Annotated in this window: 10 protein-coding genes and 1 pseudogene; 9 read left to right on the forward strand and 2 right to left on the reverse strand. The window is 74.1% G+C overall.

What is annotated here, in order from left to right; translation table 11 throughout:
* The 6 genes and pseudogenes from AB0J68_RS15325 to AB0J68_RS15350 all read left to right on the forward strand — a co-directional run.
* Positions 1-1,232: pseudogene (locus AB0J68_RS15325) on the forward strand (hypothetical protein); the annotation flags it as partial.
* 23 nt (positions 1,233-1,255) lie between these two features.
* Positions 1,256-2,230 (forward strand): alpha/beta hydrolase, encoded by a 975-nt coding sequence (locus AB0J68_RS15330; RefSeq protein WP_355067723.1) that lies wholly within the window; start codon positions 1,256-1,258, stop codon positions 2,228-2,230.
* Positions 2,231-2,235: 5 nt separating this feature from the next.
* A complete protein-coding gene (locus tag AB0J68_RS15335; RefSeq protein ID WP_363938983.1) occupies positions 2,236-3,096 on the forward strand; it encodes a DUF3152 domain-containing protein in 861 nt (286 codons plus the stop codon).
* Positions 3,097-3,178: 82 nt separating this feature from the next.
* Positions 3,179-4,003: a DUF3152 domain-containing protein gene (locus AB0J68_RS15340; protein WP_355067719.1), complete on the forward strand. Its 825-nt coding sequence runs from the start codon at positions 3,179-3,181 to the stop codon at positions 4,001-4,003.
* 54 nt (positions 4,004-4,057) lie between these two features.
* A complete protein-coding gene (gene moeZ, locus AB0J68_RS15345) occupies positions 4,058-5,305 on the forward strand; it encodes an adenylyltransferase/sulfurtransferase MoeZ (RefSeq protein ID WP_354854564.1) in 1,248 nt (415 codons plus the stop codon).
* A 127-nt stretch (positions 5,306-5,432) separates the two neighbouring features.
* A complete protein-coding gene (locus AB0J68_RS15350; RefSeq protein ID WP_363938987.1) occupies positions 5,433-6,338 on the forward strand; it encodes a prenyltransferase/squalene oxidase repeat-containing protein in 906 nt (301 codons plus the stop codon).
* An 8-nt stretch (positions 6,339-6,346) separates the two neighbouring features.
* On the opposite strand, the gene AB0J68_RS15355 is transcribed toward AB0J68_RS15350, so the two are convergent.
* Positions 6,347-7,588: a glutamate-5-semialdehyde dehydrogenase gene (locus AB0J68_RS15355; protein WP_354854385.1), complete on the reverse strand. Its 1,242-nt coding sequence runs from the start codon at positions 7,586-7,588 to the stop codon at positions 6,347-6,349.
* Between the two features lie 107 nt (positions 7,589-7,695).
* The gene (gene proB, locus AB0J68_RS15360) at positions 7,696-8,853 is read right to left on the reverse strand and encodes a glutamate 5-kinase (protein WP_354854383.1); all 1,158 of its coding nucleotides are present in this window, start codon (positions 8,851-8,853) and stop codon (positions 7,696-7,698) included.
* A 13-nt stretch (positions 8,854-8,866) separates the two neighbouring features.
* Here proB and AB0J68_RS15365 point away from each other — a divergent pair, with 13 nt between their 5' ends.
* The 3 genes from AB0J68_RS15365 to AB0J68_RS15375 form a co-directional block, all read left to right on the forward strand.
* Positions 8,867-9,181, forward strand: a complete 315-nt coding sequence (locus tag AB0J68_RS15365; RefSeq protein ID WP_354854381.1) for an MGMT family protein — start codon at positions 8,867-8,869, stop codon at positions 9,179-9,181.
* A 32-nt stretch (positions 9,182-9,213) separates the two neighbouring features.
* Positions 9,214-10,686, forward strand: coding sequence for an MFS transporter (locus AB0J68_RS15370; protein ID WP_363938985.1), 1,473 nt, complete (start codon positions 9,214-9,216; stop codon positions 10,684-10,686).
* On the forward strand, positions 10,683-11,985 hold a 1,303-nt coding region (locus AB0J68_RS15375; protein WP_363938986.1), incomplete at its 3' end, for an aminotransferase class V-fold PLP-dependent enzyme. The genes AB0J68_RS15370 and AB0J68_RS15375, both read left to right, overlap by 4 nt.

The following is an 11,985-nucleotide window of genomic DNA, read 5'->3' on the forward strand; positions in this document are numbered from 1 at the left end:
CCGACGGCGGGCGACGGCCCGACACGTCGGCGGTGCTGCCGCAGCGCGTCCCCGCGGAACCGGACGTGCCCGTTGTGCCGGAGCCGCCAGCCGTGGAGCCACCCGCCGAAACCCCAGAACTCGCGCGCATCGCCACCCACCTGCGCCGCGACGACGAGCCCGCTCCGTTGCGGGAGCGTCCCGAGGGGTTCGACGTCAACGCCATCCTGGACGCGGTACGGGAGGTGGCCGGCGTTCGGGACGCCGCCCTGCGCCGTACGCCGGCCGGCGCGCACAGTCTCCGACTGGACCTGGCCGACGGTGCCGATCCGGCCGAGGTGAGTCGACAGGTGGCCCGGCTGCTCCAGGAACGGATGGGGCTGGCCGCCGCCCCGCAGAACGTGCCCGGCCTGCCCACCACGCCAGCCCCGCCGGTCCGCCGTCGCGCTGCCGAGCCGCGATCCGCCGACCCGCGCCCCGCCGAGCGACGAGCTGCCGAGACGCGTCCCGTCGAACCGCGATCTGTCGAGGCGCGGCCTGCCGAGCCGCGCGACACCGGCGCGGAACCGCGGACCGCCGAGGCGCCCTCGATCGCTCGGTCGTCGGGCGGTCGGGTCGAGGCCACGCCGGCGGGCCCGGAGCAGTGGGCCGGGCCGGACGCCGCGCGTCGACGGCGGGCGGGCGCCCCGCACCGGGGCCGCGCCACCGTCGAGGAACCCGGCTCGGTCTCGGCCGCGCCCACTGGCGGAGCCACCGGCAGCCCGGCGACGGTCGGTACGTCGTACTCCGGCGGTCAGGTGACCACGACGGAGTCGGCGCCCTCTCGGCCTCTGGACACCGGCGGCGTGCCGGGGCCGCGTGTGGTCATCGACCACGTGCAGGTCAGCACCTTCGGTCTGGACGCCAACGTGGAGGTGCGGCTGCTGGCCGGCGACGACAGCGCGGCCGGGTACGCGACCGGGCCGGCGGTGGACGGTTACGTGCTGCGCCTTTGTGCGGTGGCCGCCGCCGCCGCCGTGGACGAGTTGCTGCGCGGCGCCGAGAACGCCGAGCGCGGCCGCTGCTTCGTCGAGCACGCGGCGGTGGTGCCGTTCGGCAACTGCGAGGTGGCCACGGTGGTGGTGCTGCTGGTCTGCGAGGGCTGGGTCGAGCAGCTCGCCGGCTCGGCCCTGGTGGCCGGCGATCCGCGACAGGCGGTGGTCCGGGCGACGCTGGCGGCGGTCAATCGTCGGCTGGAGGCGCTGCTGTCCTGAGTGGTCCGAGGCAGACTGGGAGGATGAAGCGCGCCTCCCTCTGGCCGGACCACCTCCTCCCCGAGGTCGGTGTGCCGCCGCCGTGGCCGGGCCGGGAGGTCCGCCTCGACGGCGTCGTCACCTATGTGCGGGACACTCCGGCGACGACCGTCGACGCGGAGCCGGCGCTGTACGTGCACGGGCTGGGCGGCTCGTCGCAGAACTGGACCGACCTGGCCGGCCTGCTCGCCGACCGGCTGGACGGCCAGGCCATCGACCTGCCCGGGTTCGGCCGCAGCGAGCCGGGCCCGCGCTACACGATCCCGGCCTTCGCCGACCTGGTGATCCGGTGGATCGAGCACTCCGGTCGGGGGCCGGTGCACCTGTTCGGCAACTCGCTGGGTGGCGCGGTCTCGGTCCAGGTGGCGGGGCTGCGGCCCGACCTGGTCCGCACCCTCACCCTGATCTCTCCGGCGCTGCCGTTTCTGGACTTCCGGCGGTCGTTGCAGGGCAGGATGCTGCCGGTGCTGGCCATTCCGCGCGGTGAACGGCTGGTCGCCCGGCGGCTCACCCAACTCGCGCCCGAGGTGATGGCCCAGCAGGTGTTGGAGGCGTGCGTCGCCGACCTCAGCCGCATCTGTGCGCAGCGCCGGGCCGAGGCGTTGGAGGAGATCCGGGTCCGGTACGAGGCGGAGCACTACGCGGCCGCGTACGTCCGGACGTTCCGGGGGCTGGTCTCCAGCTTCCTGCGGGCGTATCTGCCGGGGCCGGGCTCGCTGTGGCGGCTCGCCGGGGCGGTGCGCGCGCCGACGCTTGTGGTGGGTGGCCGGCAGGACCGGCTGGTCGACGTTCGCGTCGCGCCCCAGACCGCCCGGGTCATCCCGGACAGCCGCCTGCTGATGCTCGGCGGTGTCGGTCACGTGGCTCAGCTGGAGGTTCCCCGGCTGGTCGCCCGGGCGGTGGTCGGCCTGCTCGCCGAAACGGAGGAGGCCGCTCGGCCGTCCGATCTGGCAGGCTGACCGGGATGTTCAGGTCCGCTCGCCGCCGCCGTCGCCTCGCACTGATCGCCCAGCTGGTGGCGGTGGTGCTGGCTGTCGGCGCGGCGGTGACCGTGATCGCCGAGGGTCCGGGGGTGCCACCGGATCGGCTGACTGCCGACGAGATCGGGCCGCCGCCGCTGGTGGCCGGGCCGCTGCCGCCGTCGGCGGCCGGGCCGCTGCCGCCGTCGGCGGATCTGTCGCCGACCGCCACCGCCGCGTCGCCGAGCCCGTCGCCGGTGCTGCGGTTGCCCGGTGCGGTGCCGACCGCGGGTACCGGCCGGTTCAGCCACGACGACCACGCCGGCCCGGTGCTGGGCCGGGCGGGTGAGCTGCGCCGCTACCGGGTGGCGGTCGAGTCGGGCAGCAACGAGGACATCGCCGCGTTCGCGCAGGCCGTCCAGGTGGCGCTCGCCGGGCCGGGCAGTTGGGTCGACAGCGGCCGGCTGCGGTTGCAGCAGGTCCCGGGGGACGCTCCCCGGGACTTCACCGTCTACCTGGCGACCGCCCGTACGGCGGGCCGGATGTGCGCCGAGGGTGGCGTGGACATCCGGATCGGCGGGCGGCCGTACACCTCCTGCCGCGCGCCCGGCCAGGTGATCATCAATCTGGATCGGTGGCGGTTGTCGGTGCCGCACTACGTGTCGGCGGGCGTGCCGCTGGCGGTCTACCGGACGTACGTGGTCAACCACGAGGTGGGTCACCAGCTCGGGCACCGGCACGAGCGCTGCCCGGGCGCGGGGCGTCCGGCGCCGGTGATGATGCAGCAGACCCTCTTTCTCAACGGGTGTCGGGTCAACCCGTGGCCGTACGTCGACGGTCGGCGTTACGCCGGGCCGGCTCTCTGAGACAACCGGCCCCATGAGGGGTATTGCGGTAATAGAAGCTAAAAGCGGAGAATTGCCCGAATAATCTGGCAGGCTGGACGTCATGACGCCGTCGTCCCCTTACGGCCCGCCCGAGCCGCCCGACCGGTCCGCGTACGAGGATGCGCGTCCCACGGTCCTGCGGATGCGCCGCCGCCGACGCCGCAGCCTGTTGCTCGGCCTGCTCGTGGCCGCCACCGCCACCGCAGTCGGCGTGACCGCGACGCGGGGCGACGAACCGACGGCCGACGTACCGCCCACCCCGACCCAGGGCGGAATGGGCCTGGGCGGCGGGGAGGCCCACCCGGTGCCCAGCGGCTACCCGTCGGTCGGCGCGGGACGCTTCACCGTCGCCGACGGGGGAACATCCGTGCACGGTACGGACGGACCGCTGCGCCGCTACCGGGTCGTGGTCGAACGGGGCAGCGGTCAGGACGCCGACGCGTTCGCCGCGCGGGTGGACGAGGTGCTGGCCGACCCGCGCAGCTGGATCGCCTCCGGTGAGCTGCGGGTGCAGCGGGTGGCCGACGTCGACGCCGCCGACTTCACCGTCTACCTCGCCACCCCGGTCACGTCGGAGCGGATGTGCGCCGAGGGCGGGTTGACCACCGAGCGCTACACCTCCTGCCGGCTGCCCGGCCAGGTCATCATCAACCTGGCGCGCTGGCAGGAGGCGGTGCCCGACTACGGGGCCCCGCTGGAGACGTACCGCACCTACGTCATCAACCACGAGGTCGGCCACGAGTTCGGCGAGCAGCACGAGGCATGCCCCGGCCCGGGGGAGCCCGCACCGGTGATGCAGCAGCAGACGTACGGGTTGCAGGGCTGCCTGGCCAACGCCTGGCCGTACCTCGACGGCCGTCGCTACGGCGGCGACATCGTCCCCTGAGCGACCGGCCGCCGGTTATTCCCCTCCCGCATCGCGGGCCACGTGTCCTCCCTCATGGCCGAGAGTGGCCCGGGCGAGCAACAATGGCGCGGTCACACCGCCGATCCCGGGGAGTTCACCGTGTCGTTGCCCCCGCTCGTCGAGCCCGCCGCCGAGCTGACCGTTGACGAAATCCGCCGCTACTCGCGCCACCTGATCATCCCGGACGTCGGGGTGGCCGGGCAGAAGCGGCTGAAGAACGCCCGGGTGCTCTGTGTCGGCGCCGGTGGCCTCGGGTCGCCCGCCCTGCTCTACCTCGCCGCGGCGGGGGTCGGCACCCTCGGCATCATCGACTTCGACACCGTCGACGAGTCGAACCTCCAGCGCCAGGTCATCCACGGCGTGTCCGACGTCGGCCGTTCCAAGGCCGAGTCCGCCGCCGCGTCGATCCGCGAGATCAACCCGCTGGTCAACGTGGAGATCCACAACACCGCGTTGGACCGCGAGAACGTCCGCGAGATCTTCGCCCAGTACGACCTGATCGTCGACGGCACCGACAACTTCGCCACCCGGTACATGGTCAACGACGCGGCGGTGCTGCTCGGCAAGCCGTACGTCTGGGGCTCGATCTACCGCTTCGACGGCCAGGCGTCGGTGTTCTGGGCTGAGCACGGCCCCTGCTACCGGTGCCTCTACCCGGAGCCGCCGCCGCCCGGCATGGTCCCGTCCTGCGCCGAGGGAGGCGTGCTCGGCGTGCTCTGCGCGTCGATCGGCTCGATCCAGGTGAACGAGGCCATCAAGCTGCTCACCGGCATCGGTGAGCCGCTGGTCGGCCGCCTGATGGTCTACGACGCCCTGGAGATGGAGTATCGCAAGATCAAGGTTCGGAAGGACCCGAACTGCGTGCTCTGCGGCGAGAACCCGACCGTCACCGACCTGCTGGAAGACTACGAGGACTTCTGCGGCGCGGTCTCCGAGGAGGCCCAGGAGGCGACGCTCGACTCGACCATCACCGCCCTGGAGCTGAAGGAGTGGCAGGACGCCGGCAAGGACATCTTCCTCGTCGACGTGCGGGAGCCGGCCGAGTACGAGATCGTGCGGATCCCCGGCTCCACCCTCATCCCCAAGGGCGACATCATCTCTGGCGAGGCGCTGGCGAAGCTCCCGCAGGACAAGCAGATCGTGCTGCACTGCAAGTCCGGTGTCCGCTCGGCGGAGGCGCTCGCCGCGCTCAAGGCGGCCGGGTTCCGCGACGCCGTGCACGTGCAGGGCGGCGTGCTCTCCTGGATCAAGCAGATCGACCCGGCACTGCCCGCGTACTGACCGGCCCACCGGGGCGACGCCACGCGGCGCCGCCCCGGCGCGGTTCTACACACCGCGGCCGACGGCGGTAAATCGACGCAAGTGCCTCCGTACGGCGCTCCGGCCGGAGCGACGCAGCCATTTCCAGCTGGCCGATTCCCCGAGGCGGGATCGTGTCTGCGCAGGTAGCGTCACCGCCGTGGTCGACTTGGAAGCCGCGATCGGGTTCGTCGTGGCGCATGGGGACGCGGTGGAACGCGCCCGCCTCTCCTGGCTGCGCAACGGCACGCCGGTGCCGCCGGAGCTGTTGGAGACGGCCGAGATCGGCCAGTCGTCGGACGGCGGCTGGCCGGCGAGCTGGGGTGGCGAGGTCGCCTCGGTCGACGCCACCTGCTTCCGCCTCGCCGAGCTGGACGACCTGGGCGCGCTGGGCCGTCCCGCCGCCCGCCGGGCACTGGACTGGTTGGCGTCCCGGCAGCAGGCCGACGGCGGCTGGGACGAGGACCTCTCGCTGACCGGCTCGGCCCCGGAGTGGGCCCGCCCCGGCGATCCGGAGGCCAAACTCTTCCTCACCGCCAACGCCGGCTTCTGGCTGACCGTCGCCGGCCTGGACGCCCGCGCATCCGGCCCGCTCGATCACCGGGTCGGCGGGGCGTACGCCGGTGTGGTGCAGGCGGCGGCCCAGTCGATCGTCGCGCGGTTGCGCCCGGACGGCAGTTGGCCGTCGTTTCTCGCGGCGGGCTGGCTGAGCGCCGCCGTGCTGCACCGTCAGGAGATGTTCCAGGAGTCGGCGCGGATCCAGGTGGTGCTCGCCGAACGGATGCCCACGATGTCGCCGGGCGACGTGGCCTGGCTGGGGGCCACGCTGCGCCGGGTCGGCATCGGCCTGCACGACTGGATCATGGTGCGGGCCCTGCGGCGGCTCGCCGAGACCCAGCGCAGCGACGGGGGTTGGGAGAGCGGCGACGGTCACCAGTTCGACGTGCACGCCACGCTGTCCGCGATCCGGGCCGCCCGACCGGCGGCGGCCGGAGCCGCCGCGCAGCCGGGCTGACATCGGCCCTAGCGCAGGTGCCCGTCCCCGGTGACGACGTACTTGGTGCTGGTCAGCTCGGGCAGGCCCATCGGGCCCCGGGCGTGCAGCTTCTGCGTCGAGATGCCGATCTCCGCCCCGAAGCCGAACTCGCCCCCGTCGGTGAACCGGGTCGAGGCGTTCACCATCACCGCCGCCGCGTCGACACGGGCGACGAAGTCGCGGGCCGCGCTCGCCGAGTCGGTGAGGATCGCCTCGGTGTGCCCGGTGCCGAAGCGGCGGATGTGCGCGACCGCCGCGTCCAGCGAGTCGACCACCGCGACCGAGATGTCGGCCGACAGGTATTCGGTGGCGAAGTCCTCCTCGGTCGCCGGGACCACGGCGGCGGAGTACGCGGTCACCTCGGGGGAGCCGTGCACGGTCACGCCGGCCTCGGCGAACGCGGCCAGCATCGGCGGCAGGAACGCGTCGGCGACGTCCGTGTGCACCAGCAGCGATTCGGCGGTGTTGCAGGTGGACAGGCGCTGCGTCTTGGCGTTCAGCGTGACCGCGACGGCCTTCGCCACGTCCGCGGCGGCGTCGACGTAGACGTGGCAGTTGCCCACCCCGGTCTCGATCACCGGCACCGTCGACTCCTCGACCACGGTGCGGATCAGCGACGCGCCGCCACGCGGGATGAGCACGTCGACCAGCCCTCGGGCGCGCATCAGCTCCTTGACCGAGTCGCGGGAGCTGGCGTCGAGCAGCTGCACCGCGTCGGCCGGCAGGCCGGCGTCGGCGATCGCGTCGCGCAGCACCGCGACCAGCGCGGCGTTGGAGTGCGCGGCCGAGGACGACCCGCGCAGCAGCGCGGCGTTGCCGGACTTGAGGCAGATCCCGGCGGCGTCCACGGTCACGTTCGGGCGTGCCTCGTAGATGATGCCGACCACCCCGAACGGCACCCGGATCTGGCGCAGCTCCAGGCCGTTGGGCAGCGTCGAGCCGCGGACCACCTCGCCGACCGGGTCGGGCAGCGCGGCCATCTGGCGCAGCGCGTCGGCGATGCCGGTCACCCGGCCCGCGTCGAGGGCGAGCCGGTCCAGCACGGCCGCGCTCAGCCCGGCCTCCCGGCCGGCCGCCAGGTCCGTCTCGTTCGCGGTCAGGATCTCCGGGGTACGCGCCACCAGCGCGTCGGCCATCGCCACCAGCGCGGCGTCCTTGACCGTACGGGTGGCCACGGCCAGGTCGGCGGCGGCGTCCCGCGCCCGTCGCGCCTGCTCGACGACGCTCATGCCGGCACTCCGCTTCGCTCCGTGCCGTCCTGAGGCACCGACGCCCTGAGCTGATGATTCATTCGCTGGCGCTCACTCATCGACTACTCCTCAGCTGGGCGGTTGGCTTACAGCAGTACGAGGTCGTCGCGGTGGACGACCTCCCGTTCGTACGCCGGGCCGAGCGCCGCGGCGAGTTCGGAGGTGGAGCGACCGAGCAGCCCGGGCAGTTCCACCGCGTCGTAGTTGACCAGGCCACGGGCGACCGGGGCCCCGGCGGTGTCGACCAGGTCCACCGGGTCGCCGGCGGTGAACGTGCCGTCCACGGCGGTGATGCCGGCGGGCAGCAGCGACTTGCGCCGCCCGACGACGGCGGCCACCGCGCCCGGGTCCAGGTGCAGCCGCCCTCGGGGCGAGGTGGCGTGGGCCAGCCAGAACAGCCGGGCCGTCGGGCGCTGCCGCTGCGGGTGGAACAACGTGCCGACGGGCTCGCCGGCCAGCGCCGACGTGGCCAGGTCGGCGGAGGTGAGCACCACGGGGATGCCGAAGCCGGTGGCGATCCGGGCCGCCTCGACCTTGGTCACCATGCCGCCGGTGCCGACCCCGGACCGGCCGGCGCCGCCGATGGTGATCCCGGCGAGGTCCTCGTCGCTGCGGACCTCCGGGATCCGGGTCGACTGCGGGCGGGCCGGGTCGCCCGTCCAGAGTGCGTCCACGTCGGAGAGGAGCACCAGCAGGTCGGCGTGCACCAGCGCGGCCACCAGGGCGGCCAGGCGGTCGTTGTCGCCGAACCGGATCTCCTCGGTGGCCACCGTGTCGTTCTCATTGACGATCGGGACCGCGTGCAGGTCGAGCAGTTTGCGCAGCGTGCGGTACGCGTTGCGGTAGTGCGCCCGCCGGGTCACGTCGTCGACGGTGAGCAGCACCTGCCCGACGGTGCGGCCGTGCCGGGCGAAGCTGGCCGCGTACCGGCCGATCAGCAGGCCCTGGCCGACGCTGGCGGCGGCCTGCTGGGTGGCCAGGTCGCGCGGACGTCGGATCAGCCCGAGCGGGGCGAGGCCGGCGGCGATCGCGCCCGAGGAGACCAGCACGACCTCGCGTCCCTCGGCGGCGAGTCGGCCCAGGGTGTCGACCAGCGCGTCGACCCGCTCGTCGGCCAGGCCGCCGGTGGCGGTGGTCAACGAGGAGGATCCGATCTTGACGACGACCCGTCGGGCGGCCGTGACTGCGTCGCGCACCCGCCCATTCTGCGTGGTCACGCCCGCGTCGCCCGGCGGCGTTCCCATATGGTGGCCGATTGTGACTCCTGACGAGTACGTCGAGGCGGTGCTGGACCTGGTGGAGCGGATCCCGCAGGGTCGGGTGATGTCGTACGGCGGGGTCGCCGACGCCCTGGCCGAGCGCTCGGGCCGTTCCTCCGCGCGCCTGGTGGGTTCCATCATGGCCCGGCACGGCGGCTCGGTGCCCTGGCACCGGGTGGTGACCGCTGGTGGCCGGCTTCCACCGGGTCACGAGCGGGAGGCGCGGGCCCGGCTGCGGGCCGAGGGGGTCCCGTTGCGCGGCGAGGGCGTGGACATTTCGGTGGCCGGTTGGTCGCCGGATGAGGGGATGTGACCTGCTGCATAACGTGAGTAACATTCGGCCCCATGAACCAGCCGCCGGGCGCTGCCGGCCTGCCCGCCGTCGGCCCGGATGCGGCCAGCCTGCCCGCCGTCGGCCCGGATGCGGCCAGCCTGCCCGCCGCCGGTCGGCTGCCCCGCCCGGTACACGCCGGGTACGCGCTCGGCTCGCTGGCCACCGGCGCGTTCGGCACGGTGCCCGGTCTGCTGCTGCTGCCGTACCTGACCGACACGCTCGGCGTGGCCGCCGGGCTCGCCGCCCTGCTGGTCCTGCTGCCCAAGGCATGGGACGTGCTGGTCAACCCGGTCGCCGGGCGGATTTCCGACCGCACCCGGTCGCGCTGCGGCGCACGCCGGCCGTACCTGCTCGTCGCCGGTCTCGCGCTCGCCGTGCTCTTCGCGGCCATCTTCGCCGCGCCGTTCGGCAACGGGCCGGCCGCCGCGGCGTACGTGGCGCTCGCCTTCCTCGCCACGGCGACCGCGTTCGCCTTCTTCCAGGTGCCGTACGTGGCGATGCCCGCCGAGATGACCGACGACTACGCCGAGCGCACGCGGCTGATGACCTGGCGGATCGCCGTGCTGGCGCTGACCATCCTGGTCTCCGGCGCGGTGGCCCCGCTGGTCGTGAGGGCCGGCGGCGACGGCGTGCCCGGGCACCGCTGGATGGGCCTGTTCGTGGCGGCGCTCATAGTCATCGGCGCCCTCGGCGCGTTCCTCGGCACCCGGTCCGCGCCCGGTGGCGTGGTAGGCGCCAGCGAGCCGACACTGCGCGCCCAGCTCGCCGTGGCGGCCGCCAACCGGCCGTTCCGGGCGCTGCTGGTCTGCTTCGTGGTGCAGTCCGCCGGCGTGGCGACCATCCTCGCCGGGGTCAACTACTTCGCCGGGCAGATCCTGCGCGACGAGCAGAGTGGGCCGACCCTCCTCTTCGCCTGCTTCGTCGGGCCGGCGCTGCTGGTGATGCCGCTCTGGTCCCGCGTCGGCGCCCGGTTGGGCAAGCGGTCGGCCCTGGTCGCCGCCGGGCTGATCCTCGCCGCCGGGGCGCTCGCCCTGGTCGCCGCCCCGCTGCTGCCCCTGGTCGTCGTCTACCTGGTGGTCGCGGTCATCGGCGTCGGGTACGCCGGGCAGCAGGTGTTCGCGCTGGCCATGCTCCCGGACTGCATCGCGTACGACACGGCGCGGACCGGCCGCCGGCAGGCGGGCGTCTTCACCGGCCTGTGGACCGCCGGGGAGACCCTCGGCCTGGCCCTCGGCCCAGGCGTGTACGGGCTGGTGCTCCAGCTCTCCGGCTACGTCTCCTCCGACACCGGCACGGCTGCCGCCCAGTCCGACACGGCGCGACTGGGCGTTCTCCTCGGCTTCACGATCATCCCGGCCCTGCTGCTGGGCCCGCCGGTCCTGCTCCTGCGCCGCTACACCCTGACCCCCGCCGTCCTGGCCTCCACGCGGGGCCAGCACACCACGGCGGTGGGCCGCATCGAGAAGGGCACGACGATTCCATGATCGACGAGAACACGGTCGGGGCGGGGGCGCTGTCCCGCGACGGGGTGGCCGCGGACGTCGCGCTGGCGGAGGTTCGACGGCTGCGCGCGGGCGACCGGCCCACCCACGGCGGGCGGCTGTTCGCGTACGTGTACGACCCGGCGGTGCCGGGGCTCGACGACCTCGCCACCGCCGCGCACCGGGAGAGCGCGCACGTCAACGGGCTCGACCCGACCGCGTTCCCGTCCCTGCTGGCCATGGAGAACGCGCTCGTCGGCGCTGCCGGCCGGGTGCTCGGCGGCGGGCCGGGCACGACCGCACCCGACGTGGTCGGCAGCGTCACCAGCGGCGGCACCGAGTCGCTGATCCTCGCCGTCAAGGCGGCCCGGGACGCCCACCCGGAGATCACCGCACCCCGGATCGTGGTGCCGGCGAGCGCCCACGCCGCGTTCGCCAAGGCGGCGCACTACCTGCGGGTGGCGCTGGACGTGGTGCCGGTCTCGGTGGACACTCTGCGCCCCGACCCGGCCGCGATGGCCGCCGCGATCCGCCCGGAGACGGTGCTTGTCGCCTGCTCCGCGCCCTCGTACGCGCACGGGGTGGTGGACCCGGTGGCCGAGATCGCCGCCGTGGCCGCCGACGCCGGGGTGCGTTGTCACGTCGACGCCTGCTTCGGCGGCTGGACCCTGCCGTACCTGCGTCGTCTCGGCGAGCCGGTGCCGGCGTTCGACTTCACGGTGCCCGGGGTCACCTCCATCTCGGTCGACCTGCACAAGTACGCGTACGCGCCGAAGGGCGTGTCGGTGCTGCTGCACCGCGACGCCGCGGGACGCGCCCCGCAGTACTTCGCGTACGCGGACTGGCCGGGCTACACCATGATCAATCCGGTGATCGCGTCCACCCGCTCGGGCGGGCCGATCGCCGCCGCGTACGCCACCCTGCGGCACCTCGGCGACGCCGGCTACCTGCGACTGGCCGCCGTGACCCGGGACGCGGTCGCCGGCCTGGCCGACGCGGTCCGCGCCGTCGACGGTCTGCGGCTGCTGGCCGAGCCGGAGTCGACAGTGGTCTGCTTCACCGCCACCGAGGATGGACCCGACCTGTTCGTCCTGGTGGACGAGCTGACCGCGCGTGGCTGGCACACCCAGCCCCAGCTGTCGTACGCCGGTCTGCCGGCCAGCGTGCACCTCACGGTGACCGCCTCGGTCGCGCCCCGGGTGGCGGAGTTCGGCCCGGATCTCGCCGCCGCGGTGGCGGCGGCCCACGCGGCCGGCCCGGTGCGGCTGCCCGCCGAGTTGGCGTCCCTGGTTGGCGCCCTCA

Origin of the sequence: Micromonospora sp. NPDC049580 (assembly GCF_040675595.1) — a bacterium.
GTDB lineage: Bacteria > Actinomycetota > Actinomycetes > Mycobacteriales > Micromonosporaceae > Micromonospora.

Bases quoted from the DNA above. Each gene is read 5' to 3' on its own strand.
- AB0J68_RS15330 (WP_355067723.1), top strand. From the start codon at position 1,256: ATGAAGCGCGCCTCCCTCTGGCCGGACCACCTCCTCCCCGAGGTCGGT.
- AB0J68_RS15335 (WP_363938983.1), top strand. From the start codon at position 2,236: ATGTTCAGGTCCGCTCGCCGCCGCCGTCGCCTCGCACTGATCGCCCAG.
- AB0J68_RS15340 (WP_355067719.1), top strand. From the start codon at position 3,179: ATGACGCCGTCGTCCCCTTACGGCCCGCCCGAGCCGCCCGACCGGTCC.
- moeZ (WP_354854564.1), top strand. From the start codon at position 4,058: ATGGCCGAGAGTGGCCCGGGCGAGCAACAATGGCGCGGTCACACCGCC.
- AB0J68_RS15355 (WP_354854385.1), bottom strand. From the start codon at position 7,588: ATGAGCGTCGTCGAGCAGGCGCGACGGGCGCGGGACGCCGCCGCCGAC.
- proB (WP_354854383.1), bottom strand. From the start codon at position 8,853: ATGGGAACGCCGCCGGGCGACGCGGGCGTGACCACGCAGAATGGGCGG.
- AB0J68_RS15370 (WP_363938985.1), top strand. From the start codon at position 9,214: ATGAACCAGCCGCCGGGCGCTGCCGGCCTGCCCGCCGTCGGCCCGGAT.